General features: G+C 71.2%; 21 protein-coding genes and 1 tRNA gene. 18 read left to right on the top strand and 4 right to left on the bottom strand.

Annotation, left to right across the window (positions count from 1 at the left end; translation table 11 throughout):
* Positions 1 to 220 precede the first annotated feature (220 nt).
* The 9 genes from ABD343_RS16410 to ABD343_RS16450 all read left to right on the top strand — a co-directional run bounded on the left by ABD343_RS16410 (position 221) and on the right by ABD343_RS16450 (position 10227).
* Complete coding sequence (locus tag ABD343_RS16410; protein ID WP_344528713.1) at positions 221 to 2521, top strand: FdhF/YdeP family oxidoreductase; 2301 nt, start codon at positions 221 to 223, stop codon at positions 2519 to 2521.
* Between the two features lie 102 nt (positions 2522 to 2623).
* Entirely contained in the window at positions 2624 to 3085 is a 462-nt protein-coding gene (locus ABD343_RS16415) for a PaaI family thioesterase (protein ID WP_344528715.1), read from the top strand.
* A gap of 105 nt (positions 3086 to 3190) precedes the next feature.
* Positions 3191 to 3514: a hypothetical protein gene (locus ABD343_RS16420; RefSeq protein ID WP_344528717.1), complete on the top strand. Its 324-nt coding sequence runs from the start codon at positions 3191 to 3193 to the stop codon at positions 3512 to 3514.
* 4 nt (positions 3515 to 3518) lie between these two features.
* The gene (locus tag ABD343_RS16425) at positions 3519 to 4127 is read left to right on the top strand and encodes a hypothetical protein (RefSeq protein WP_344528719.1); all 609 of its coding nucleotides are present in this window, start codon (positions 3519 to 3521) and stop codon (positions 4125 to 4127) included.
* A gap of 303 nt (positions 4128 to 4430) precedes the next feature.
* A complete protein-coding gene (locus tag ABD343_RS16430) occupies positions 4431 to 5672 on the top strand; it encodes a branched-chain amino acid ABC transporter substrate-binding protein (RefSeq protein ID WP_344528721.1) in 1242 nt (413 codons plus the stop codon).
* Positions 5673 to 5792: 120 nt separating this feature from the next.
* Positions 5793 to 6722: a branched-chain amino acid ABC transporter permease gene (locus ABD343_RS16435; RefSeq protein ID WP_344528723.1), complete on the top strand. Its 930-nt coding sequence runs from the start codon at positions 5793 to 5795 to the stop codon at positions 6720 to 6722.
* A 5-nt stretch (positions 6723 to 6727) separates the two neighbouring features.
* On the top strand, positions 6728 to 8563 hold the full coding sequence (locus ABD343_RS16440) for a branched-chain amino acid ABC transporter permease (protein ID WP_344529294.1): 1836 nt from the start codon (positions 6728 to 6730) through the stop codon (positions 8561 to 8563).
* Between the two features lie 3 nt (positions 8564 to 8566).
* Entirely contained in the window at positions 8567 to 9514 is a 948-nt protein-coding gene (locus ABD343_RS16445; protein WP_344528725.1) for an ABC transporter ATP-binding protein, read from the top strand.
* Positions 9511 to 10227: an ABC transporter ATP-binding protein gene (locus tag ABD343_RS16450; RefSeq protein ID WP_344529296.1), complete on the top strand. Its 717-nt coding sequence runs from the start codon at positions 9511 to 9513 to the stop codon at positions 10225 to 10227. The genes ABD343_RS16445 and ABD343_RS16450 overlap by 4 nt, the downstream gene beginning before the upstream one ends.
* A 61-nt stretch (positions 10228 to 10288) precedes the next feature.
* Here the strand turns inward: ABD343_RS16450 and ABD343_RS16455 are convergent, their stop codons facing one another.
* The gene (locus ABD343_RS16455) at positions 10289 to 10957 is read right to left on the bottom strand and encodes an ANTAR domain-containing response regulator (protein ID WP_344528727.1); all 669 of its coding nucleotides are present in this window, start codon (positions 10955 to 10957) and stop codon (positions 10289 to 10291) included.
* 96 nt (positions 10958 to 11053) lie between these two features.
* Here ABD343_RS16455 and ABD343_RS16460 point away from each other — a divergent pair.
* Both ABD343_RS16460 and ABD343_RS16465 read left to right on the top strand, forming a co-directional pair.
* Positions 11054 to 11128, top strand: a tRNA-Leu gene (locus ABD343_RS16460).
* Between the two features lie 109 nt (positions 11129 to 11237).
* Positions 11238 to 12008: a helix-turn-helix domain-containing protein gene (locus ABD343_RS16465; RefSeq protein ID WP_344528729.1), complete on the top strand. Its 771-nt coding sequence runs from the start codon at positions 11238 to 11240 to the stop codon at positions 12006 to 12008.
* Positions 12009 to 12012: 4 nt separating this feature from the next.
* On the opposite strand, the gene ABD343_RS16470 is transcribed toward ABD343_RS16465, so the two are convergent.
* Positions 12013 to 12603 (bottom strand): dienelactone hydrolase family protein, encoded by a 591-nt coding sequence (locus ABD343_RS16470; protein ID WP_344528731.1) that lies wholly within the window; start codon positions 12601 to 12603, stop codon positions 12013 to 12015.
* A gap of 49 nt (positions 12604 to 12652) precedes the next feature.
* On the opposite strand from ABD343_RS16470, the gene pepN reads away from it, so the two are divergent.
* The 7 genes from pepN (at position 12653) to ABD343_RS16505 (ending at position 23096) form a co-directional block, all read left to right on the top strand.
* On the top strand, positions 12653 to 15166 hold the full coding sequence (gene pepN, locus ABD343_RS16475; protein ID WP_344528733.1) for an aminopeptidase N: 2514 nt from the start codon (positions 12653 to 12655) through the stop codon (positions 15164 to 15166).
* A 189-nt stretch (positions 15167 to 15355) separates the two neighbouring features.
* Complete coding sequence (locus ABD343_RS16480) at positions 15356 to 16780, top strand: pyridoxal phosphate-dependent decarboxylase family protein (RefSeq protein WP_344528735.1); 1425 nt, start codon at positions 15356 to 15358, stop codon at positions 16778 to 16780.
* A complete protein-coding gene (locus tag ABD343_RS16485) occupies positions 16777 to 18180 on the top strand; it encodes a lysine N(6)-hydroxylase/L-ornithine N(5)-oxygenase family protein (RefSeq protein WP_344528737.1) in 1404 nt (467 codons plus the stop codon). The genes ABD343_RS16480 and ABD343_RS16485 overlap by 4 nt, the downstream gene beginning before the upstream one ends.
* Positions 18177 to 18899 (top strand): SIMPL domain-containing protein, encoded by a 723-nt coding sequence (locus ABD343_RS16490; RefSeq protein WP_344528739.1) that lies wholly within the window; start codon positions 18177 to 18179, stop codon positions 18897 to 18899. The genes ABD343_RS16485 and ABD343_RS16490 overlap by 4 nt, the downstream gene beginning before the upstream one ends.
* Positions 18900 to 19071: 172 nt before the next feature.
* The gene (pyk, locus tag ABD343_RS16495; protein ID WP_344528741.1) at positions 19072 to 20496 is read left to right on the top strand and encodes a pyruvate kinase; all 1425 of its coding nucleotides are present in this window, start codon (positions 19072 to 19074) and stop codon (positions 20494 to 20496) included.
* Between the two features lie 171 nt (positions 20497 to 20667).
* Positions 20668 to 21915, top strand: coding sequence for a cytochrome P450 (locus ABD343_RS16500; RefSeq protein ID WP_344528743.1), 1248 nt, complete (start codon positions 20668 to 20670; stop codon positions 21913 to 21915).
* Positions 21916 to 22001: 86 nt separating this feature from the next.
* Positions 22002 to 23096: a type III polyketide synthase gene (locus ABD343_RS16505; protein ID WP_344528745.1), complete on the top strand. Its 1095-nt coding sequence runs from the start codon at positions 22002 to 22004 to the stop codon at positions 23094 to 23096.
* 26 nt (positions 23097 to 23122) lie between these two features.
* On the opposite strand, the gene ABD343_RS16510 is transcribed toward ABD343_RS16505, so the two are convergent.
* A complete protein-coding gene (locus tag ABD343_RS16510) occupies positions 23123 to 23473 on the bottom strand; it encodes a chorismate mutase (RefSeq protein ID WP_344528747.1) in 351 nt (116 codons plus the stop codon).
* A gap of 40 nt (positions 23474 to 23513) precedes the next feature.
* Complete coding sequence (locus ABD343_RS16515; protein WP_344528749.1) at positions 23514 to 24449, bottom strand: NAD(P)-dependent oxidoreductase; 936 nt, start codon at positions 24447 to 24449, stop codon at positions 23514 to 23516.
* Positions 24450 to 24457: the final 8 nt, after the last annotated feature.

The following is a 24457-nucleotide window of genomic DNA, read 5'->3' on the forward strand; positions in this document are numbered from 1 at the left end:
GCACGCTGTGGCCGCTCGCGCAGTTCCCCGTGCCCCTGACGGGGCACGTCTGATGAGGCCGTCTTTCAGGGGCGCGGGGAACTGCGCGCCAAGCCACGACGCGGGCGCGGCCTGCGAAGCACAGGACGGGGCAGTCTCCACCCAGCCCCCTGAAGAGGACACGGGGGCACCAGGGGCCACCCTCTGGCGTCGGCTGCCCCCCAAGAGGCACCATCGGGGGATGAGCCGCAAAGCCCCTTCCTCCGATCCGGTCCAGGACGCGCCGCAGGTCAGCGCCCCCGAGCATGCCGCCGCCGGGATCCCCGCCGTCGCGCACTCGCTGAAGATGGCGCGGGAGCAGATGGGCGTGCGGCGCACCGCGCTGACCCTGTTGCGCGTCAACCAGAAGGACGGGTTCGACTGCCCCGGCTGCGCCTGGCCGGAGGGCGACAAGCGGCACGCGGCGGAGTTCTGCGAGAACGGGGCCAAGGCCGTCGCCGAGGAGGCGACCACCCGGCGCGTGACCCGGGACTTCTTCGCCGCGCACCCCGTCGCCGACCTGGCCACCCGCTCCGGGTACTGGCTCGGGCAGCAGGGCCGTCTCACCGAGCCCATGTTCCTCGCGGAGGGCGCCGAGGCGTACGAGCCCGTGTCCTGGGAGAAGGCGTTCTCGCTGATCGCCGAGGAGCTGACCGCGCTCGCGTCACCCGATGAGGCGGTCTTCTACACCTCGGGCCGTACGAGCAACGAGGCCGCGTTCCTCTACCAGCTCTTCGCCCGCGAGTTCGGCACGAACAACCTGCCGGACTGCTCCAACATGTGCCACGAGTCCTCCGGTTCCGCCCTCACCGAGACCCTCGGCGTCGGCAAGGGCAGCGTCCTCCTGGAGGACCTGCACAAGGCGGACCTGATCATCGTCGCGGGCCAGAACCCCGGCACCAACCACCCCCGGATGCTCTCCGCGCTGGAGAAGGCGAAGGCGGGCGGCGCGAAGATCATCACGGTCAATCCGCTGCCCGAGGCCGGGATGGAGCGGTTCAAGAACCCGCAGACGCCCAAGGGGCTCGCCGCGGGCGGCACCCCGCTCACCGACCTGTTCCTCCAGATCCGCATCGGCGGCGACCAGGCCCTCTTCCGTACGCTCAACCGGCTGATCCTGGAGCGCGCGGAGAACGGCCACGAGGGCGCCGTCGACCGGGAGTTCGTGGAGACGTACACGCACGGCTTCGAGGAGTTCGCGAAGGCCGCGCGCGAGGCCGACTGGGACGAGACCCTGCGCGCGACCGGCCTGACCAGGGACGAGATCGAGCGCGCCCTGGAGATGATCCTCGCCTCCCGCCGCCCCATCGTGTGCTGGGCCATGGGCCTCACCCAGCACAAGCACTCCGTGCCGACCATCCGCGAGGTCGTCAACCTCCTCCTGCTGCGCGGCGCCGTCGGCCGCGAGGGCGCCGGCGTCTGCCCCGTACGGGGACACAGCAATGTGCAGGGCGACCGCACCATGGGCATCTTCGAGCGGCCCGCGCCCGCGTTCCTGGACGCGCTGGAGAAGGAGTTCGGCATCGACGCGCCCCGCGAGCACGGGTACGACGTGGTGCGCGCCATCCGCGCCCTGCGCGACGGCGAGGCCAAGGTCTTCTTCGCCATGGGCGGCAACTTCGTCTCCGCCTCGCCCGACACGGACGTCACCGAGGCCGCCATGCGCCGCGCCCGCCTCACCGTGCACGTCTCCACCAAGCTCAACCGCTCGCACTGCGTCACCGGCGCCCGCGCCCTGATCCTGCCGACGCTCGGCCGCACCGAGCGGGACACCCAGCGCGGCGGCGAGCAGTTCGTCACCGTCGAGGACTCCATGGGCATGGTCCACGCCTCGCGCGGCCGCCTCGCGCCCGCGAGCAGCAGGCTGCTCTCCGAGCCCGCGATCGTCGCCCGCCTCGCCCGCGCCGTGCTCGGCGACCGCTCCCGGGTGCCGTGGGAGGAGTTCGAGGGCGACTACGGCCTGATCCGCGACCGTATCGCCCGGGTCGTGCCCGGATTCGAGGACTTCAACGCGAAGGTCGCCCGTCCGGGCGGCTTCGCCCTCCCGCACGCACCGCGTGACTCCCGCAGCTTCCCCACGGCCACGGGCAAGGCCAACTTCACCGCCGCCCCCGTCGAATACCCCGAGGTGCCCGAGGGCCGTCTGCTCCTCCAGACGCTGCGCTCCCACGACCAGTACAACACCACTGTCTACGGCCTGGACGACCGCTACCGCGGCATCAAGAACGGCCGCCGCGTCGTCCTCGTCCGCAAGGAGGACGCCGAGGAACTGGGCCTCGCCGACGGCGCGTACGCCGACCTGACCAGCGAGTGGAGCGACGGCGTCGAACGGGTCGCGCGCGGCTTCCGCGTCGTCCACTACCCCACGGCGCGCGGCTGCGCAGCGGCGTACTACCCGGAGACGAACGTCCTCGTCCCCCTCGACGCCACGGCCGACACCAGCAACACCCCGGCCAGCAAGTCCGTGATCATCCGGCTGACGCCCTCCTCCCGGGGAGCGTGAGGGGAGCCGTGAGGCGAGCGTCGGCGGCTGGCTTAAGCTCGGGCTGAAAGCGCGTGCACGGAAACGTGTGCGAGGACATCAGCGCGAACGGAGCCGCCGCTCATGGGTGAGCAGTCCAGCACCAAGTTCCCCCAGACCGTCCTGGACCAGTGGAGCGGATCGGGCCTCGACCTGCCGTCCCTCTTCTCCGCCGGCCACCTGGGCGAGCGGATGGGGCTCCAGGTGCTGGAGGCAGCGCCCGAGCGCGTGGTCGGCACCCTCCCCGTCGAGGGCAACACCCAGCCGTACGGGCTGCTGCACGGCGGGGCCTCCGCGGTCCTCGCCGAGACGCTCGGCTCGGTCGGCGCCATGCTGCACGGCGGCCCCGGCAAGGTCGCCGTCGGCGTCGACCTCAACTGCACACACCACCGGGGGCTGCGCTCGGGCCTGGTGACCGGTGTCGCCACGCCGGTCCACCGCGGGCGTACGACCGCCACCTACGAGGTCGCGATCACGGACGAGGACGGCAAGCGGGTGTGCACCGCGCGCCTGACGTGCCTTCTGCGCGACGCCGAATCGGGGTGACCTGCCCCTGAGGCGTCCGGGCTCTTTCCCGGTCGGCCCCTTGACGCTACGTTCCTCGGCATGGGGGACATCCGGCGTACCGCCTTCGCAGCGTTATGCCTCGCCATGGTGCTCGCGGGATGCACGGACGAAGGGCGCCCGGAGCCCAAGAGCCGGACCACCTCGCCCGCCCAACTGTGCACCCGGATCGTCACGCACTGGACGAAGGACGCGCTCAAGCCGGGCGGCGGGGACCAGTCCGACTACCAGCAGAAAGGGCTCTCCGACCGGCAGAACACGCTGGTCCTGACCCTCTCCGAGCAGGCCCGGCGGATCCGCGCCGGTGAAGGGCGCCGTGCCGCGCACGCGTTCGTCGAGCGCGAGGCCCGTGAGCGGTGCGCCGCCCTCAGCTCCGAGAGCCCCGCCTCCTCCGGCGGCTGGCCCGGATGACCCCGTGAGCGAACCGCCGGGTCCCGACACCCTCGTCGGCGGCAGCGAGTCGCCGCCGCTGCGGGAACGGTGGGCGGCGCTCCCCCGCACGGTGCGCCGCGGCACCCTCGCCGGCGCCGCGCTCGCGCTCGTCGCCGCCGGAACCCTCTACGCGATCGACGACGGGCCCGCCGAACGGCCCCGGGGCGGCCCGCGGACCGCGCGCCTCGTGCCGTATCCGGCGCAGAGCACGGACATACGTTTCGTGGACATCGCGACGACCGCACCCGGCTCCAGGACCTTCTCCATCGCGCTGCGCGTCACCACGGACGATCCGGTGACCATCTCCCGCGTCACCCAGGGCTACGAGGCGCTGGACGTCTCCATGCAGCCGCGGCGCCCCCTCTCCGTCACGCCCGAGAACCCCAGGAACCTGGGACTGCGCGCGCACATCCGCTCCTGCGAGGGACTGCCCCTCCAGGCACGCATGCCCTTCCTCGAAGTGACGCTGCGTAACGCGCGTGCCTCACAGCATCTGAGCGTGATCCCCGGAGACCGCTACGCACGCGCACTGACGCGCGTATTCCGTACGGTATGCGAACCCCCCGTCAAGGACTCAGCTCACACCCCCTGAGCACGCTGCGGCTTCATGACGGCTTACGTGTCCGCAACTCCCCCGTCATACCAGGGATGTTGATCACCGCACCCCCCGAACGGGCCCGGTCATAACAAGAGAGTCACATCCTCGACTTGGCCTCTGCCTTACTTCGGCCCCCGCCCATAGAGTCACCGCCAGTCACCGCGCCGCCGGGCGTGCGTTGCGAGCACCGATCTGCATCACCAGTACGGCCCCCGCTCGGGGGTACGGGGTTCACCCCCGAATAACGCAGTACGGCCACTCATCCATCGAGGGCCGCGCCTGGGGAAAGGACTGATCGTGCGTCACCGTTCCTTGCTGATACTCACCACCGCCGTCACGGCGGGAGCCCTCACGCTGACGGCGTGCGGATCCCGCGACGACAGCGGCGGCGGAGGCGACAGCGGCGAGAAGACCACTGTCGTCATCGGGCTCGACGCCCCCCTGACCGGTGATCTGTCCGCGCTGGGCCAGGGCATCAAGAACTCCTCCGACCTGGCGGTCAAGACCGCCAACAAGAACAAGGAGGTCGAGGGGGTCACCTTCAAGCTGGAGGCGCTCGACGACCAGGCCCAGGCGGGCACCGGTCAGCAGAACGCGACCAAGCTCGTCGGCAACCAGGACGTCTACGGCGTGGTGGGCCCGCTCAACTCGAACGTCGGCCAGTCCATGCAGAAGGTCTTCGGCAACGCCAACCTCGTCCAGGTCTCCCCCGCCAACACCGCGCCCCAGCTCTCCCAGGGCCCGGACTGGCAGAAGGGGAACAAGAAGCGCCTCTTCGACACCTACTTCCGCACCTCGACCACCGACGCGGTGCAGGGCCCCTACGCGGCCCAGTACCTCTTCAACGAGCGGAAGTACAAGAAGGCGTACATCATCGACGACAAGAAGACCTACGGCGCCGGCCTCGCCGGAACCTTCGGCGACGAGTTCAAGAAGCTCGGCGGCAAGGTCGTCGGCAGCGACCACATCAACCCCGAGGACCGCGACTTCTCCGCCGTGGCCACCAAGGTCGCCAAGTCCAAGGCCGACTTCGTCTACCTCGGCATGGAGTACCCCGCGGGCGCCCCGCTCTCCGCCCAGATCAAGAAGGCGGGCGGCACCATGCCCACCGTCGGCGGCGACGCGCTCTACAGCCCCGAGTACATCAAGCTGCACAAGAAGAAGTCCGAAGGCGACATGGCCACCTCCGTCGGCGCTCCCCTGGAGACCCTCGACACGGCCAAGACCTTCATCAAGAACTACAAGAAGGAAGGCTACAAGGCCTTCTACGACGCCTACGGCGGCTACTCGTACGACAGCACCTGGGCCATCATCCAGGCCGTCAAGGCCGTCGTCGAGAAGAACGACGGCAAGCTCCCCGAGGGCGAGGACGGACGCAAGCAGGTCAGCGAGGCCATGCAGAAGGTGAGCTTCGACGGCGTCACCGGTGCCGTGTCCTTCGACAAGTACGGCGACACCACCAACAAGCAGCTCTCCGTCTACGAGGTCAAGGGCGGCAAGCACAAGCCCGTCAAGACCGGCACGTTCCAGGGAAGCTGACCGGCCGGCCACCCCGGCCCGGACTGGAACGCCGCCCTTCCCGTACATCTCTGCTGCTGCGCGGGGGCGCCACCAGCGCCCCCGCGCAGCCGTATCTGACACATCCCCGGAGGACACCCGGTGCAAGATCTGCCGGATCAGCTGGCGAACGGACTCGCACTCGGCGCGTTGTACGGCCTCATCGCGATCGGGTACACGATGGTCTACGGCATCGTCCAGCTCATCAACTTCGCCCACGGCGAGATATTCATGATCGGCGGCTTCGGCGCGCTGACCGCATATCTCTGGCTTCCCGACAACACGAGCCTCACGCTCGCGCTGCCCCTCATGATCCTGCTCGGCGTCATCTGCGCCACCCTGGTCGGGGTCGGCGCCGAACGCTTCGCCTACCGGCCGCTGCGCGGAGGACCGCGGCTCTCGCCCCTCATCACCGCGATCGGCCTCTCCCTCGCGCTCCAGCAGGCCGTCTGGTCGTTCTACCCCGACGCGAAGAAGGCCCGCCCCTTCCCGCAGTTCAGCGGCAGCGACTTCGACCTCGGCTTCGTCACCATCTCCCGCGAGGACCTCTTCATCTTCATCGCGGCCCCCGTGTGCATGATCGCCCTCGGCGTCTTCGTCGCGAAGACCCGCACCGGCCGCGCCATGCAGGCCACCTCGCAGGACCCCGACACGGCCAAGCTCATGGGCATCAACACCGACCGCATCATCGTCATGGCCTTCGCCATCGGAGCCGCCTTCGCCGCCATCGCGGCCGTCGCCCAGGGCTTCAAGACCGGCGAGGTCAACTTCCGCATGGGCTTCATCGCGGGCCTCAAGGCCTTCACCGCCGCCGTCCTCGGCGGCATCGGCAACATCTACGGCGCCATGGTCGGCGGCCTCGTCCTCGGCGTCGCCGAAGCCATGGCCACCGCCTACATCGGCGACATCCCCGGAATGGAACAGTTCGGCGGCGGCTCCTGGAAGGACGTATGGGCCTTCGTCCTCCTCATCCTCGTCCTGCTGCTACGACCACAGGGCCTCCTCGGCGAGCGCCTCGCGGATCGGGCGTGATCACCATGACGACCACCACGAAGGACACCACCGCCACCGCGGACACCCCCGCCGGACAGGGCGCGCCCCTCCGGCTGCGGCCCGACGCGGACTCCAACCTCGCCCTCGCACGGATCCTCGTCGGCCTCGGCTCCGTCGTCGCCTTCGCGAGCACCATGCTCGCCTGGACCTGGACCTCGGAGTTCCCCGGCGACCTCACCATCGCCTTCTACCCCGCCGGCCTCCAGCTCCTCACCCTCGTCGGCTCGCTCCTCACCGCCGCGTTCCTCGCCTCCTCCTGGGGCATCCGCGGACTGCGCTGGCTCACCCCCGGCGGCAAGCACAGCGCCGTCCTGCTCTCCACGCTCGGCACCCTCGGCGTCACCTGGTACACGGCCGGGGCCATCGCCGAACAGCTCGGCGGCCTCGTCAACTTCGAACCCGGCATGTGGATCGGCATCGCGGGCACCCTCATCGCCCTCGTCGGCGCCCTCGCCCTGCCCCCCGACCTGCCGTCCGGGGCCGACCCGCTCACCGGAGCGGCACCCAACCTCTGGAAGCGGCTCCTCCACGCCTTCAAGGCGCCCACGCCCGCGCGGCTGCGCGACGAGGTCCCCGGCTGGGCCGAGATCCTCATCATCTGCGCCTCCTGCGCCATCGGCCTGTACGTCTTCGCGTACGGCATCGAGGCCGAGGACGGCCCCCCGTTCATCGGCTTCCTCGTGCTCGCCGCCTTCGCCGCGCCCGCCATCGGACGCGCCGGACTCACCAAGCGGCTCTCCGGCTTCGCCGCCAAGCACCGCAACGTCACGCTCATCGCCGCGTTCGTCGCCGCGCTGCTCTTCCCCGTCACCCAGAGCAACGAGGCCTACACCAACATCGCCGTCAGCGTGCTGATCTTCGCGACCGTCTCCCTCGGCCTCAACATGGTCGTCGGCCTCGCGGGCATCCTCGACCTCGGCTACGTCGCGTTCCTCGGCGTGGGCGCCTACACCGCCGCGCTCGTCTCCGGCGCGCCCTCCACCGCCTTCGACATCCACGTGCCGTTCTGGGCCGCCGTGCTCATCGGCGCCGGAGTCGCGCTGGTCTTCGGCCTCATCATCGGCTTCCCCTCGCTCCGGCTGCACGGCGACTACCTCGCCATCGTCACCCTGGGCTTCGGGGAGATCTTCCGCATCTCCGTCCAGAACCTCGACGGCGACTCGGGCCCCAACGTCACCAACGGCCCCAACGGCATCCCCAACATCCCCGACCTGGAGCTGTTCGGCTTCAACCTCGGCGAGGAACACACCATCCTCGGCTTCGAACTCGGCAGGTTCGCCAACTACTACCTGCTGATGCTCGTCTTCACCGCCATCGTCGTCACCATCTTCCGGCGCTCCGACAACTCCCGTATCGGCCGCGCCTGGATCGCCATCCGCGAGGACGAGACCGCCGCCCGCGCCATGGGCGTCAACGCCTTCCGGTTCAAGCTCATGGCCTTCGCCCTCGGCGCCACCCTCGCGGGCATGGCCGGAACGGTCCTCGCCCACGTCGAGTTCTCGGTGAACCCCGAATCGTACAAATTCGTGCACACCGCGCCACCCAACTCGGCGTTCCTGCTCATCGCCGTCATCCTCGGCGGCATGGGCACCGTCAGCGGCCCCCTCATCGGCGCCGCGCTGCTCTACCTCATCCCGGCCAAGCTCCAGTTCATGGCCGACTACCAACTGCTGCTCTTCGGCATCGCGCTCATCCTCCTGATGCGCTTCCGGCCCGAAGGACTGATCGCCGACCGGCGCAGGCAGCTCGAATTCCACGAGACCGGGCAGCTCGACGTGCCCCCCGGCGACGCCCCCGGCCTCGGCAAAGCGGAGGCGTGAGCCATGACGACCACGACGAAGACCGACCGCGCCCCGGCGCCCTCGGCCGGCGGCCGGGCCGTGCTCGACGCCTCCGGCGTCACGATGCGCTTCGGCGGCCTCACGGCCGTACGGGACGTGAACCTCACCGTCGACAGCGGGGAGATCGTCGGCCTCATCGGCCCCAACGGCGCCGGAAAGACCACCTTCTTCAACTGCCTCACCGGGCTCTACGTCCCCACCGAAGGCACCGTCAGCTACAAGGGCACGGTCCTGCCGCACCGCTCCCACCTGGTCACCCAGGCGGGCATCGCGCGCACCTTCCAGAACATCCGGCTCTTCGCCAACATGACCGTGCTGGAGAACGTGCTCGTCGGCCGCCACACCCGCACCAGCGAGGGCCTCTTCTCCGCCCTCCTCCGCGGCCCCGGCTTCCGGCGCGCCGAACGCGAGTCCGAGGAACAGGCCATGGAGCTGCTCCGCTTCATCGGCCTCCAGGACAAGCGCGAACACCTCGCCCGCAACCTCCCCTACGGCGAACAGCGCAAGCTGGAGATCGCCCGCGCCCTCGCCAGCCAGCCGGGACTCCTCCTGCTGGACGAGCCCACGGCCGGCATGACCTCGTCCGAGACCGAGGCCACCCGCGAACTCGTCCTCGCCGTACGGGAACAGGGCACCGCCGTGCTCGTCATCGAGCACGACATGCGGTTCATCTTCAACCTCTGCGACCGCGTCGCCGTCCTCGTCCAGGGGGAGAAACTGGTCGAGGGCAGCCCCGAGACCGTCCAGAACGACGACCGCGTCATCGCCGCCTACCTCGGCACCCCCTTCGAGGGCGAACCGGGCGAGGCGGAGGTCGCCGAGGTCCAGGCAGCCGAGGGATCGCGCGAACAGGAAGCACAGGACCAGGAACCGCGCGAACAGGAACCGCGCGAGCAGGATTCGCGCGAGCAGGAAGGGGGCGAGGGCTGATGCCCCTGCTCGAAGTCGAGGACCTGCGGGTCGCCTACGGCAAGATCGAAGCCGTCAAGGGCATCTCGTTCCAGGTCGAAGCGGGCGAGGTCGTCACCCTGATCGGCACCAACGGCGCCGGCAAGACCACCACCCTGCGCACCCTCTCCGGCCTGCTCAAGCCCCTCGCCGGGAAGATCATCTTCGACGGCGTGCCCCTCCTCGGGGTCCCCGCCCACAAGATCGTCGCCATGGGCATGGCCCACTCCCCCGAGGGCCGCCGGATCTTCCCCCGGCTCTCCATCGAGGAGAACCTCAAGCTCGGAGCGTTCCTCCGCAAGGACGAGCAGGCCATCACCGGAGACATCCAGCGCGCCTACGACCTCTTCCCCATCCTCGGGGAACGACGCCGCCAGGCCGCCGGCACCCTCTCCGGCGGCGAACAGCAGATGCTCGCCATGGGCCGCGCCCTGATGTCACGGCCCAAGCTCCTCATGCTCGACGAGCCCTCGATGGGCCTCTCGCCGATCATGATGCAGAAGATCATGTCGACGATCCGCGAGCTGAAGGCCGACGGCACGACGATCCTCCTCGTCGAGCAGAACGCCCAGGCCGCCCTCTCCCTCGCCGACCACGGCCACGTCATGGAGATCGGCAAGATCTCCCTGTCGGGCACGGGCGAGGAACTCATGCACGACGAGTCGGTACGCAAGGCATACCTGGGCGAGGACTGAGCCGCACAGACAGAGAAGAGGCCCGGCGGAATTCCGTTCCGCCGGGCCCCTCTCTCCTCTGCTACTGCTTCTTCTTCCGCTCCTCGCCGTCCTCGATCACGGCCTCCGCGACCTGGCGCATCGAGAGCCGCCGGTCCATCGACGTCTTCTGGATCCAGCGGAACGCGGCCGGCTCGCTCAGCCCGTACTGGGTCTGCAGCACGCTCTTCGCCCGGTCCACGAGCTTCCGCGTCTCCAGCCGCTCCGAGAGGTCCGCGACCTCCTTCTCCAGCTCCCTCAGCTCCGTGAACCGCGAGACGGCCATCTCGATCGCGGGCACCACGTCGCTCTTGCTGAACGGCTTCACGAGATACGCCATCGCGCCCGCGTCCCGCGCCCGCTCCACCAGCTCGCGCTGCGAGAACGCCGTGAGCATCAGCACCGGCGCGATGCTCTCCTCCGCGATCTTCTCGGCGGCGGAGATACCGTCGAGCACCGGCATCTTCACATCGAGAATGCACAGGTCAGGACGGTGCTCCCGGGCCAGCTCCAGCGCCGCCTGCCCGTCGCCCGCCTCGCCGACGACCGTGTAGCCCTCTTCCTCCAGCATCTCCTTGAGGTCCATCCGGATCAGGGCCTCGTCCTCGGCGATGACGACGCGGGTGGTGGTCGGAGGGACGTGCTCGCCGCCGCCGGGCTCGGCTGCCGCCGTGGATGTGGTCTCAGGCTCGGGGACGTCCGCGGTGCTCACTGGGCTCCTCGTTTCCGCACAGGTGGGAGGTATGAGCCTACCCAGGTCCTGTATGGTGTTGGCACGGTGGGTGGGCGTAGTCCTTGGATTCCACTAGCCCCGGTAGTCCAATTGGCAGCAGACGATGGATTCAAAACCCATACAGTGTCGGTTCGAGTCCGACCCGGGGCACTTTACCTTCATTTCGAAGGCTGCAAGCGAAATCATTTAGCTTCGCCACTTCGAGCGAATCCCTTCCCCGCAGCCGCAGAATCCGCACACCGTGCCGAATCCTGCGTCCATGTACGACCTCGCCACCCGCAAGCGCGCCCTCGCCCTGATCGCCCAGGGCCGCAGCCTCAATTCCGTGAGCCGCGAGATGGGCATATCACGCTGGTCGCTCAAGTCGTGGCAGCAGCGGCTGCACCCGGCACCGTCCCGGGGCGCGCCCTGCTGGCGCTGCGCGGGCCCGCCCGGGCTCCCCCAGGACACCGCCGCGTACAGCTATCTACTCGGGCTCTATCTGGGCGACGGCTGCATCAGCCGTCTCGCCCGCACGTACTTCCTGCGGATCGCGTGCGCCGACGCGTGGCCGGGTCTCATCGTGGAGTGCGAGCGAGCCGTCAAGGCGGTCTGCCCCGAGAACAGCGTGTTCCGCATCCAGCGCCAGGGCTGTGTCAACGTGACGGCTTACCACAGCCACTGGCCCTGCCTTCTCCCCCAGCACGGGCCCGGCAGGAAGCACACCCGGTCGATCGCGCTGGAGCCCTGGCAGCGTGCCATCGTCGGCGAGCATCCATGGCCGTTCGTCCGGGGCCTCATCCACTCCGACGGGTGCCGGATCACGAACTGGACGACTCGTACGGTCGCCGGGCAGCGCAAACGGTACGAGTACCCGCGCTACTTCTTCACCAACAGGTCCGACGAGATCCTGCGCCTGTTCACCGACACCCTCGACGCCCTCGGGGTGGAGTGCAGGAGCGCCCGCCACCGCAAGGGCGGGCACAACATCTCCGTCGCCCGACGTGCCTCCGTAGCCCTCATGGACCTCCACGTGGGCCCCAAGAGCTGAGGGCTCAGCCCACCCGGTCCAGGAACTCCAGGGCCCTGGAGAACATCAGTTCCGCCGACTCCTTGTCGTACTCGGCCGGGAGTTCCGGGTCGGTGAAGAGGTGGCCTGTGCCCGGGTAGTCGTAGAGGGCGAAGCCCGCTCCCGCCGCGCGGACCTCCTCCGCGAGGCCCGTGATGCCGTCCTCCTCGCGGTACGGGTCGGCCGTCGCGTAGTGGACCTGGGCCGGGACGCCCTTCGGCCAGGTGAGGTCCATCTCGAAGGCGGCGACCGGGAGCGCGGCGTGGAAGAGGAGGGCGCCTCGGGCGCCGGGGCGGGTGGCGGTCAGGAGTTCGGCGGAGGCGCCTCCGTTGGAGAAGCCCGCGTAGACGACGTCGTGCGGGAGATGCTCGGCGGCGGCCTGGGTGCGGGTGATCAGGGCGGGGATGCCGCCGAGGGATTCGAGGAAGGCGAACGCCTCGTCGTACGCGTCGAAGGAGCGGCCCTCGTAGAGATCCGGGGTGTGGACGGTGTGGCCCGCGGCGCGGAAGCGGGCGGCGGCGTCGGTGACGCCCGCGCGGATGCCCAGGACGGAGTGGAAGAGCACGATCTCGGTCATGGGAGATGTATAGCGGGCGGGTCTGACAGTCGGCCGTGCGTACGGGAGTATGGCGCGCATGTCCGTATTGACGCGCGATGAGGCGCAGACCCGAGCCCGGTTCCTGGATGTCGAGCGCTATGTGATCGACCTCGATCTGACCGTGGGTGAGGAGACGTTCGGTTCGGTCACGACCGTGCACTTCACCGTGCGGGAGGGGCCCGGGGACACGTTCGTCGAGGTGCGGCCCGCCGCGCTGGGCCGGGTGGTGCTGGACGGGGCCGAGCTGGATCCCGGGGAGCTGAGCGAGGGCCGGTTCCCGCTGCGCGGGCTGGCGGCGGGCGAGCACGAGCTGCGGGTCGAGGCCGAGATGCGGTATTCGCGGGTCGGCGAGGGGATGCACCGGTTCGTGGATCCGGTGGACGGGCGCGCGTACGTGTACACGCAGTGCTGCATCTCGGACGCCCCGCTGGTGTTCGCGTGCTTCGACCAGCCGGACCTGAAGGCGGAGTTCGAGGTCGCGGTGACCGCGCCGCCGGAGTGGACGGTGCTGTCGAACGGGGTGGCGGCGCGTACGGGCGGCGGGGAGGGCCGCTGGGAGTGCGCGCGGACGCCGCGGATCAGCACGTATCTGATGGCGGTGGTGGCGGGTCCGTACCACTCGGTGCGGACGGAGCACGCGGGGCTGCCGTTCGGGCTGCACGTGCGGCGGTCGCTGGGCGAGTATCTGGAGGCGGACGCGCACGAGCTGCTGGACATCACGCGGCGGTGCTTCGACCGGTATCACGAGATCTTCGACGAGCCGTATCCGTTCGACTCGTACGACCAGGCGTTCGTGCCGGAGTTCAACGCGGGGGCGATGGAGAATCCGGGGCTGGTGACGTTCCGGGACGAGTTCGTCTACCGGTCGGCGGTGACGGCGACGGAGCGGCAGACGCGCGGGATCGTGATCGCGCACGAGATGGCGCACATGTGGTTCGGCGATCTGGTGACGCTGCGCTGGTGGGACGACATCTGGCTGAACGAGTCCTTCGCGGAGTACATGGGGTACCAGACGCTGAGCGAGGCGACCTCGTACACGGACGCGTGGACGGATTTCGGGGTGTCGCGGAAGTGCTGGGGGTACGACGCGGACGAGCGTCCGTCGACGCATCCGGTGGCGCCCGAGGCGGAGGCGGTGCCGGACACGGCGGCGGCGCGGACGAACTTCGACGGGATCTCGTACTCGAAGGGCGCTGCGGCGCTGCGGCAGTTGGTGGCGTGGCTGGGCGAGAAGGCGTTCCTGGCGGGGATCAACGAGCATTTCGCGCGGCACCGGTTCGGGAACGCGACGCTGGCGGACTTCCTGGAGTCGCTCGCGCGCGCGTCGGACCGCGATGTGCACGGCTGGGCGGAGCGCTGGCTGCGGACGACGGGCGTGGACACGCTGGTGCCGCGTGCCGAGGGCGGCGAGGTGGAGGTCGAGCACCGGGGCGGGCGCCCGCACCGGCTGGCGATCGGGCTGTACGACGAGGCGCCGGCGGATCCGGGGCGGCTGGTGCTGCGGGAGCGGCTGGAGCGGGACGTTCCGGCCCAGGGCGGTCTGTCGGTGCGGCTGGACGGGCCGCAGCCGGATCTGCTGCTGCTGAACGACGGGGATCTGACGTACGCGAAGGTGCGGCTGGACGCGCGGTCGTGGCAGACGGCGCGGCGGACGCTGTCGGGGCTGCCGGGGCAGTTGACGCGGGCCGTGGTGTGGAACGCGGCGCGGGACATGGTGCGGGACGGTGAGCTGGCGCCGCTGGAGTACGTGCGGACGGTGCGGGCGCATCTTCCGGCGGAGTCGGACAACGCGGTCGTGGAGGGTGTGCTGGCGTTCGGCCGGACGCAGGTCGCGGACCGTTTCGCGGCGCCGGACGGCGAGCGGGCCGAGGTGCTGGGGCTGCTGTCGGAGACGTGCCGCGAGCTGCTGGAGGGCGTGGGCGCGAGGGACGCGGGCGTGCGGCTGACGGCGGTGCGGTACTTCATCGACTGTGCGACGTCGCCGCGGGAGCTGGCGGCGTGGCGTGCGGCGGGGAGTGTGCCGGGCGGTCCGGAGCTGGACGCGGAGCTGCGGTGGCGGCTGCTGCTGCGGCTGGCGGTGCTGGGCGCGGTGGGGGTCGCGGACGTGGAGGCGGCGCTGGAGGCGGACCCGAGCGCGACGGGTGAGGAGGGCGCGGCGCGGTGCAGTGCGGCGCTGCCGGACGCGGCGGGGAAGGCCGCGGCGTGGGAGGCGATGTTCGGGGAGGAGGACGCGCTGTCGAACTATCTGTTCGCGGCGACGGCGCAGGGGTTCTGGCAGCCGGAGCAGGCGCGTCTGCTGGGCGGGTTCGCGGAGCGGTATTTCGCGGACGCGATGCGGGTGTCGGAGCGGCGGGGGGCTTCGCTGGCGGAGCTGGCGGGGCGGTACGCGTTCCCGCGGATGTGGGTGGACGCGGGGACGCTGGCGCGGGGTGAGGAGTGTCTGCGTTCGGGCGTTCCGGTGCGGGCGCTGCGGCGGGCGTGGGTGGATCAACTGGACGATCTGCGGCGTGCGTTGCGGGTGCGGGAGGCTGCCCGGGGCTGAGACGCGGAGTGGGGTGCGGGGCCGGAACGGGCGGGTGAGCGTCCTGTTCCGGCCCCTTTATCAGATCTCCGGCGGCGTTCCGTACGGCCGTACCCCCTTCGGGCGAAGAAGCGGCGAGATCGCCGTTCGGCGCGGGCGGGGCGCCTAGGTTAGGGCGCCCTAACCATCTTGTACGGAAAGAGCCCGCCCATGTCTGCGTTCGCCGATGGTTCCTGCCTGCTCGCGGGTGGCGCCGAGGGTCCCGCCGCGCTGCGTCCGCTGCTGGGCGATGTGCTGGAGGCGCTGGCGGGCGGGGCGGGGGCGCGGGGCGGTCCGTTGCCCTCGGGCGGGCCGGAGGCCGTGGCGGCGGACGTACGGCGGACGGTGCGGGAGGTGCTGCCGGAGCGGGGGTCGGGGGCGCGGGAGGCGCTGGACTCGGTGGTGCGGCTGGTGGCGCGGGGGGCGGCGGATCCGGCGGATCCGTTGTGCGCGGGGCATCTGCACTGTCCGCCGCTGGCGCTGTCGGTGGCGGCGGACGTGGCGGCGGGGGCGCTGAATCCGTCGATGGATTCGTGGGACCAGGCGCCGGCGGCCTCGGAGCTGGAGGCGCTGGTCTGCCGTGAGCTGGCGCGGCTGGTGTACGAGGGGGCGCCGGACGAGGAGCCCGACGCGCTGGTGACGACGGGTGGTACGGAGGCGAACCAGCTCGCGGTGCTGCTGGCGAGAGAGCGGGCGCGGATGTACCGGGGCGGGGGCGCGGTGCGGGTGGTGTGCGGGGCGAACGCGCATCACAGTGTGCACCGGGCGGCGTGGCTGCTGGGGCTGGAGGCGCCGTTGGTGGTTCCGGCGCCGCGCGGGGTGCTGGATCCGGCGGCGCTGGAGGTGGCGCTGGAGCAGACGCGGGGCGAGCCCGCGCTGGTGGTGGCGACGGCGGGGACGACGGACAGCGGGGACGTGGATCCGCTGCTGGAGATCGGTCCTGTGGTGGCGCGGTACGGGGCGCGGCTGCATGTGGACGCGGCGTACGGCGGGCCGTTGCTCTTCAGCGAGCGGCTGCGGGCGCGGCTGGCGGGTCTGGAGCGGGCGGACAGTGTGACGTTCGATCTGCACAAGCTGGGCTGGCAGCCGGTGGCGGCGGGGCTGCTGGTGGTGCCGGAGACGGCGGCGCTGCGTCCGCTGGACCATCGCGCGGACTATCTCAACGCGGGCGACGACACGGAGGCGGGGCTGCCGGATCTGCTGGGGCGTTCGCTGCGCACGTCGCGGCGGCCGGATGTGCTGCGGATCGCGGTGACGCTGCGGGCGCTGGGCCGGGAGGGGATGGCGGCGCTGGTGGAGCGGGTGTGCGCGGCGGCGGAGCGGCTGGCGGGGATGGTGGAGGCGGACGGGCGGTTCGAGCTGTACGCGCGCCCGGCGATGTCGACGGTGCTGTTCCGTCCGGCGGGGGCGGGGGACGCGACGGTGGCGCTGGTGCGGCGGCGGCTGCTCGCGGAGGGGCGGGCGGTGCTGGGCCGTGCGGAGCTGCGCGGCCGTCTGTGGCTCAAGGCGACGCTGCTGAATCCCGAGGCGCGGCCGGACGATCTGGCGGCGCTGCTGAAGCTCGTGCACGACGCGGTACCGGAGGGGCGCCGATGACGGCCGTCGAGGAGAAGGACCTGCCGGGCGGGTCCGGCAAGGAGACCCCGCTGGATCTGGTGGGGGTGGGCGTGGGCCCGTTCAATCTGTCGCTGGCGGCGCTGGCGCACGGGGTGCCGGGGCTGCGGACGGCGTTCTACGAGCAGCGGTCGGCGTTCCGCTGGCATCCGGGGCTGATGATCGAGGGGACGACGCTTCAGGTGCCGTTCCTGGCGGATCTGGTGACGCTGGCGGATCCGTCGAGCCCGTGGTCGTTCCTGCGGTATCTGCGGGAGGAGGGGCGGCTGTTCCCGTTCTATGTCGCGGAGCGGTTCCACATCGAGCGCGCGGAGTACGACGCGTACTGCCGGTGGGTGAGTGAGCGGCTGCCGGGGCTGTTCTTCGGGCATCAGGTGGACGCGGTGCGCTGGGATCCGGAACGGGCGCTGTTCGAGGTGGACTTCACGCAGGTCGACGCGGGCGGTGAGGCGGAGGCGCTGGGTCGGACGTACGCGCGGAATCTGGTGCTGGGCATCGGGACGGCGCCGCGGGTGCCGGAGCCGTTGCGTCCGCTGGCGGAGGCGCCGGCGGTGCCGGTGGTGCACTCGGCGGAGTATCTGGCGCACCGGGAGCGGCTGCTGGCGGCGGGGCATGTGACGGTGGTGGGTTCGGGGCAGTCGGGTGCGGAGGTGTTCCTGGATCTGCTGCGGCGGCGTCCGGCGGGGCGGGAGGGGCTGCACTGGCTGACGCGGAGTCCGGCGTTCGCGCCGATGGAGTACAGCAAGCTGGGTCTTGAGCACTTCACGCCCGACTACACGCGGTATTTCCACGGGCTGCCGGAGCGGGTGCGGGACCGGCTGGTGCCGGAGCAGTGGCAGCTCCACAAGGCGGTGGACCAGGGGACGCTGGCGGCGGTCCATGACGAGCTGTACCGGCGGACGGTGGGCGGCGGCTGGCCGGACGCGGTGCTGACGCCGGGGGTGAGCGTGCGGACGGCGGGGCGGCTGGGGACGACGCGGCTGGAGCTGCATCTGGTGCACGAGGACCAGGGCGAGCGCAGCAGGCTGACGACGGACGCGGTGGTGCTGGCGACGGGGTACGAGGAGCGGTCGCCGGCGGGGATGCTGGCGGCGCTGGATCCGTATGTGCGGCGGGACTCGGCGGAGCGGCCGAGGGTGGACGAGCGGCATCGGCTGGTGCTGGATCCGTCGGTGTCGGGGAGCGTGTTCGTGCAGAACGCGGCGCGGCACGCGCTGGGGGTGGGTGAGCCGGATCTGGGGCTGGCGGCGCACCGGAGCGCGGTGATCGTGAACGCGCTGGCGGGGGAGGAGGTGTATCCGCTGCCGCGGCGGAGCGCGTTCACGAGTTTCGGTCTGCGACCGGCGCCGGTGGGTGCGGACTTGAGAGAGTGTGCGCCATGACGACTTCTGAGCCCTCCTCCCCCGGGTCCCCTGTTCCGTTCGGTACGGCCGAGGCGCCGCGTGTGGCGGTGCGCGGCGAGGCGCTGCTGGAGTTCGATCCGGAGGTGGCGCGGATCGGGGTGACGGTGAGCGCGCGGGGCACGGACCGGCGGGCGGCGCTGGAGGATCTGACGCGGCGCAACGCGACGGTGCTGGAGCTGGTCAAGGGGTACGGCGAGGCCGTGGAGAAGCTGGAGACGGGTTCGTTCAGTGTGCGTCCCGAGCTGACGGAGAAGGGCAAGCGGGAGCGCGTCCGTACGTACCACGGCCGGGTCCAGGTGACGGTGGTGGTCTCCGATTTCACGGCGCTGGGCGAGCTGACGACGCGGCTGGCCGATCTGGAGCTGACGCAGGTGCAGGGTCCGTGGTGGTCGCTGCGGCCGGGGTCGCCCGCGCGGCGTCAGGCGCGGCAGCAGGCGGTGCGGGAGGCGGTGACGCGGGCGCGGGAGTACGCGGAGGCGCTGGGGGCCTCGCTGGTGGCGCTGGTGGAGCTGGCGGACCTGGGCGCGGAGGACCCGGCGCCGACGCCTCCGTATCCCGCGGCGCCGGGCGGGCTGGCCCGGGCGGCGTACGGGGGCGCGGCGGAGGCGGCGCCCGCGCTGGATCTGGAGCCGCAGCGGCAGACGGTGCGGGCCGAGGTGAACGCGCGATTTCTGATGAGCCCTCCCACGCTCACCTGAGGCATTCGGGCGGCGCCGAGGGGCTTCGCGGGGCCCGAATTCCGCTCATCGGAGCATGGGCCCGCGCACTTTATTAGTTGTCGTTCTCCGTCCAATGTCCTTTCACGGAAAGGGCATTGGACATTCCTCTGCGGGCAGCCCTCTACGGGCGGGTAAGTCGTAGGCTCGCAGTATGCGCCGAGCAAAGATCGTCAGCACACTGGGCCCGTCCACCGACTCGTACGAGCAGATCAAGACGCTCGTGACGGCCGGGATGGACGTGGCTCGCTTCAACATGAGCCATGGCACGCACGCCGAGCACGAGGAGCGTTTCCACCGGGTGCGCGCCGCCGCCGAGGAGACGAAGCGCAGCGTCGGCATCCTCGCGGACCTTCAAGGCCCGAAGATCCGTCTGGGCCGTTTCCGCGAGGGGCCCGTACTGCTTGAACGCGGGGACGAGTTCGCCATCACCGTCGAGCCGACGGAGGGCGACCGCGCGATGTGCGGCACGACGTACGAGGGGCTGGCCGCCGATGTGACGCGCGGCGAGCGGATCCTCGTGGACGACGGGCGGGTCACGCTGGAGGTGACCGGGGTCGAGGGCCCGGTGGTGCGGACGGTCGTGATCGAGGGCGGCATGGTCTCCGACCACAAGGGGCTCAATCTGCCCGGCGTCGCCGTCTCCGTGCCCGCCCTCTCCGAGAAGGACGTCGAGGACCTGCGCTGGGCGCTGCGCATGGGGGCCGACGTCATCGCGCTGTCGTTCGTGCGCAGCGGGCACGACATCAAGGACGTGCACCGGATCATGGCGGAGGAGGGCGTGCGGCTGCCCGTCATCGCGAAGGTGGAGAAGCCGCAGGCGGTGGCGAACCTGGAGTCCATCGTGGACGCCTTCGACGGCATCATGGTCGCCCGCGGCGACCTGGGCGTGGAGATGCCGCTGGAGCAGGTGCCGCTGGTGCAGAAGCGCGCGATCAAGCTGTGCCGGAGGAACGCGAAGCCGGTGATCGTCGCGACCCAGATGCTGGACTCGATGATCGACGCCTCGCGCCCGACCCGCGCGGAGGCCTCGGACGTGGCCAACGCGGTGATGGACGGCACGGACGCGGTGATGCTGTCGGGCGAGACGAGCGTCGGCAAGTATCCGGTCGAGACGGTGCGGACGATGAGCCGTATCGTCGAGGCCGCCGAGGAGGACATGCTGGCGAAGGGGCTGCCGCCGCTGACGGAGAGCAGCAAGCCGCGCACCCAGGGCGGCGCGGTGGCGCGGGCCGCCGCCGAGATGGGGGACTTCCTCGGCGCGAAGTACCTCGTCGCCTTCACGCAGTCCGGCGACACGGTCCGCCGCCTCTCGCGGTACCGCTCCCCCATCCCGGTGCTGGCCTTCACGCCGGACCCGGCGACGCGCTCGCAGCTCAATCTGACGTGGGGCGTCGAGGCGTTCCTCGGGCCCATGGTGCAGAGCACGGACGAGATGGTGGACCAGGTCGACGAGATGCTGCTGAAGCTGGGCCGCTGCGAGCGCGGGGACCTCGTCATCATCACCGCGGGCTCGCCGCCCGGGGTCCCGGGCTCGACGAACCTGGTGCGGGTGCACCACCTCGGCGAGGAGTCCTGACGGCGCGGACCGGCGGCCCCGGCGGCACCGAGTGGTGCGCCGGGGCCGCCGCGTGCGCACTCGAAACCTTTGTCGCGCGCTCGCTCGAAACAGCTAATGACCCTTCATAGGCGTATGAGTTAATCCGAAAGCGGGCAAAGCTGGATTCGTTCCAGTTCATTTCTCCGGCCGATGCCGCGGGCACCGGCCGGTGGTGTCCCCGCTCAGGAGTCCCTCTTGGAGAGCGCAGAAGCCGTCTGGTCCTGCCCGTTCGACTTTGCCGAGGGGCTGGATTTCGATCCGCTCCTGCTCAGGCTGCTGGAGGAGCGGCCCGTCGCCCGCATCGAGATGCCCTACGGCGAGGGAACGGCCTGGCTGGTCACGCGCTACGAGGACGTGCGCACCGTCACCACCGACCGGCGCTTCAGCCGCAACGCGGTCACCGGCCGCGACTTCCCCCGGATGACGCCCGAGCCCATCGTGCAGTCCGAGGCCATCAATCTGATGGACCCGCCCGCGAGCAGCCGTCTGCGGTCCCTGGTGTCCAAGGGGTTCGCCGCCCCGCACATCGCGCGGATGCGGGTGCGCACCGAACGTGTCGTGGACGAACTGTTCACCGCCATGGCCGACTCGGACGGGCCCGACCTGTTCGCCCATCTCGCCGCGCCGCTGCCGCTGCACACCATCTGCGAGGTGCTGGACATCCCGGAGCGGGACCGGCACCGGCTGCGCGGGAACGCGCTGACGATGATGAACGTCCGCGCCGACAACAGGGAAGCGGCCGTACGCGCCAAGGCCGAGCTGCGCGGCTATTTCACCGAGCTGACGGCGCAACGCCGCCGCGAGCCCGGCGAGGACCTCATCAGCTCCCTGGCCGCCGCCCGTGACGGCGAGGATCTCCTCGACGACCAGGAGCTGGCGGTGATGGCCATGGTGCTGCTCATCACCGGCCAGGACACCACGACGTACGAGATCGCCAATCTCTGCTATCTGCTGCTGACCCGGGACGATCTGCTGGCGCGGCTGCGGGAGCACCCGGAGCTGCTGCCCAAGGCGCTGCCGGAGATGCTGCGCTGGATCCCGTTCCGCAAGGGCGTCGGCATCCCCCGGGTCGCCACGGAGGACGTGGAGCTGGGCGGGGTGACCATCCGCGCGGGCGAGGTCGTGCACGTCTCGTACCTCACGGCCAACCGCGACGCCGGGAAGTTCCCCTGCCCGCACGAGGTGGACCTGGAGCGGCCGTCCGTGCCGCACATGACCTTCGGCTGGGGCGCGCACCACTGTCTGGGCGCGCCGCTGGCCGAGATGGAGCTGCTGGTGGCGCTCCAGGCGCTGCTGGCCCGGTTCCCCGGCCTGCGGCTCGCCGTCCCGGCCGGGGACGTGCGCTGGAACACGACGTCGATCTGGCGCCATCCGCTCGCGCTCCCGGTCCGCTGGTGACGGGGGAACGGGGGGATACGGCGGGCGGCCCCGCGCCGCGTCCTCAGCCGACGCTGTGCCGCCCCTCGGTCGTCGTTCCGGAACATGTGATCACGCAGGAGGAGACGCTGGCGCTGGCGCGGGAGACCCACGCCGGGCATCCGGAACTCGGCCTGGTGCTGCGCCTGATCGCCAACACGGGGGTGCGGACCCGGCACCTGGTCCAGCCGCTGGAGGACACCCTCGCCCACCCCGGCTTCGAGGTCCGCAACCGGAGATACGAGGCGGAGGCCAAGGAACGCGTCCCGGCGGTGGTGCGCGGCGCCCTCGCGCACGCGGAGCTGGAGCCGGCCGAGATCGACCTGATCGTCTACGTCTCGTGCACCGGGTTCATGATGCCGTCGCTCACCGCCTGGCTGATCAACACCATGGGGTTCCGCGCGGACACCCGGCAGCTCCCCATCGCCCAGCTCGGCTGCGCGGCGGGCGGCGCTGCGGTGAACCGGGCGCACGACTTCTGCACGGCCTATCCGACGGCCAACGTGCTCATCGTGTCGTGCGAGTTCTGCTCGCTGCTGTACCAGCCCACCGACCTCGGGGTCGGCTCACTGCTCTCCAACGGCCTGTTCGGGGACGCGCTGTCCGCCGCCGTGGTACGCGGCACCGGGGGCACCGGCATGCGGCTGGAGCGCAACGGCTCGCACCTGGTGCCGGACACCGAGGAGTGGATCTCGTACGCGGTGCGGGAGACGGGCTTCCACTTCCTGCTGGACAAACGGGTGCCGGGCACCATGCGGATGCTCGCCCCCGCGCTGAGAGAGCTGGCCTCGGGGCACGGCTGGGAGGTGGGGGCGCTGGACTTCCTGATCGTGCACGCGGGCGGCCCGCGCATCCTGGACGACCTGTGCCACTACCTGGAGCTGGACGAGCACCTCTTCCGGTTCAGCCGTGCCACGCTCACCGAGCGGGGCAACATCGCCAGCTCGGTCGTCTTCGACGCGCTGGACCGCTTCTTCGCGGCGGGCGGCGCCGCGCAGGGCGCCTCCGGCCTGATCGCGGGCTTCGGGCCGGGCATCACCGCCGAGATGGCCCTGGGCCGCTGGACGGCGACGGACACGGCGACGGGAACGGCGGCCGACGCCCTGCCGCGGCAGCGGACCGCCGCCTTCCCCGGCCTGGGCGCCCGCGAGCACCGGGGGTGACCCCGGGGGGTGACCCCCGGCGCGGGTCACCCCTGCTCCGCTCCGTTGCCGGTCACCGTCTCGTTGGCGATGCTCTCGTGGTGGCGGATGACCTCGGCGATGATGAAATTGAGGAGCTTCTCCGCGAAGGCCGGGTCGAGCTTGGCGTCCTGGGCCAGCTCGCGGAGGCGGGCGATCTGGCGGGCCTCGCGGGCGGGGTCCGCCGGGGGCAACTGGTGGGCCGCCTTGAGGCGGCCCACCCGCTGTGTGCACTTGAAGCGCTCGGCGAGCATGTGCACCACGGCCGCGTCGATGTTGTCGATGCTGTCGCGCAGGGCGCCCAGCTCCTCCTGCACGGCGTCGGTCGTGTCGGGCTGCTCGCCTCGCGTGGCTGTCATGCGCGTCCCCTGCGGAGTCGTTCGGTCGGGACCGCCAACCCTATGACGAGGGCCGGGCCACCGTCTCCGTCAGGCGGCTGATGGCGGCCTCGCCGTGGCCGTCGGCGACCGCGCGGTCGGCCAGCGCCTTCGCGGCGCGCATCACCCCGCTGTCCAGGCCGTGGGCGTCGGCGGCGTGCAGGATGTGCGTCATCGCGGCGTGGACGGAGCGGATGTTGGAGTCGTCGCCCGCGTAGCGCCCGTGCTCGACCTCCTCGGCCAGGGCGTGCGTGACGCTCGCCATCAGCGTCCCGATGTTCCGGGCGAACGGCGCGAGGTCCGTCGGCTTGACGCCCTCGGCGCGGGCCAGGGCCAGCGCGTGGACGTAGCCGCTGACGGAGGTCCAGAAGAAGTCGAGCAGCGAGGCGTCGTAGGCCCCGGCCAGGCCGGGGTCGGCGCCGAGGTACGTGCCGGTGCCGCCCAGCGCGGCGAGGGCCTCGGCGTGCCGCTCGTGGAGCTCCTGGGGGCCGCTGTAGAGGTAGACGGCGTCGGGGCCGCCGATGGTGGTGGTCGGGGTCATGATCGCGCCGTCGAGGTGACCGATGCCGTGCTCGGCGGCCCACGCGGCGGTCTCCCTGGCGTGACCGGCGGCGGTCGAGGTGAGGTTGAGCAGCGTCCTGCCGCGCAGGGCCTCGGCTGCGGGGCCGGTGATCGCGCGTACGGCCTCGTGGTCGAGGACGCAGACGACCACCAGCGGGCTCGCGGCGGCGGCCTCCGCGACGCCGGCGGCGACGTGCGCGCCCTTCTCCGCCAGCTCGGCGGCCTTGCCGGAGGTGCGGTTCCATACGGTCGTGGGGTGCCCGGCCTCGACGAACGCGGCGGCGAGCGCGCGCCCCATCGGCCCGAGGCCGAGGACGGTGACGGGGGTCTTGGTGGCGGGGGTCTCGGTGGTGCGGGTCTCGGTGGTGCGGGTCTCGGTGGTTTCGGTGTGCGTCATGGGCACAC

It is taken from the genome of Streptomyces albiaxialis, from assembly GCF_039530985.1.
In the GTDB taxonomy this organism is placed as follows: Bacteria; Actinomycetota; Actinomycetes; order Streptomycetales; family Streptomycetaceae; genus Streptomyces; species Streptomyces albiaxialis.

Coding starts and splice junctions, on each gene's coding strand:
- ABD343_RS16410 (WP_344528713.1), top strand. CDS start 221: ATGAGCCGCAAAGCCCCTTCCTCCGATCCGGTCCAGGACGCGCCGCAG.
- ABD343_RS16415 (WP_344528715.1), top strand. CDS start 2,624: ATGGGTGAGCAGTCCAGCACCAAGTTCCCCCAGACCGTCCTGGACCAG.
- ABD343_RS16420 (WP_344528717.1), top strand. CDS start 3,191: ATGGTGCTCGCGGGATGCACGGACGAAGGGCGCCCGGAGCCCAAGAGC.
- ABD343_RS16440 (WP_344529294.1), top strand. CDS start 6,728: ATGACGACCACCACGAAGGACACCACCGCCACCGCGGACACCCCCGCC.
- ABD343_RS16445 (WP_344528725.1), top strand. CDS start 8,567: ATGACGACCACGACGAAGACCGACCGCGCCCCGGCGCCCTCGGCCGGC.
- ABD343_RS16465 (WP_344528729.1), top strand. CDS start 11,238: ATGTACGACCTCGCCACCCGCAAGCGCGCCCTCGCCCTGATCGCCCAG.
- ABD343_RS16470 (WP_344528731.1), bottom strand. CDS start 12,603: ATGACCGAGATCGTGCTCTTCCACTCCGTCCTGGGCATCCGCGCGGGC.
- pepN (WP_344528733.1), top strand. CDS start 12,653: ATGGCGCGCATGTCCGTATTGACGCGCGATGAGGCGCAGACCCGAGCC.
- ABD343_RS16480 (WP_344528735.1), top strand. CDS start 15,356: ATGTCTGCGTTCGCCGATGGTTCCTGCCTGCTCGCGGGTGGCGCCGAG.
- ABD343_RS16485 (WP_344528737.1), top strand. CDS start 16,777: ATGACGGCCGTCGAGGAGAAGGACCTGCCGGGCGGGTCCGGCAAGGAG.
- ABD343_RS16490 (WP_344528739.1), top strand. CDS start 18,177: ATGACGACTTCTGAGCCCTCCTCCCCCGGGTCCCCTGTTCCGTTCGGT.
- pyk (WP_344528741.1), top strand. CDS start 19,072: ATGCGCCGAGCAAAGATCGTCAGCACACTGGGCCCGTCCACCGACTCG.
- ABD343_RS16500 (WP_344528743.1), top strand. CDS start 20,668: ATGCCGCGGGCACCGGCCGGTGGTGTCCCCGCTCAGGAGTCCCTCTTG.
- ABD343_RS16510 (WP_344528747.1), bottom strand. CDS start 23,473: ATGACAGCCACGCGAGGCGAGCAGCCCGACACGACCGACGCCGTGCAG.
- ABD343_RS16515 (WP_344528749.1), bottom strand. CDS start 24,449: ATGACGCACACCGAAACCACCGAGACCCGCACCACCGAGACCCGCACC.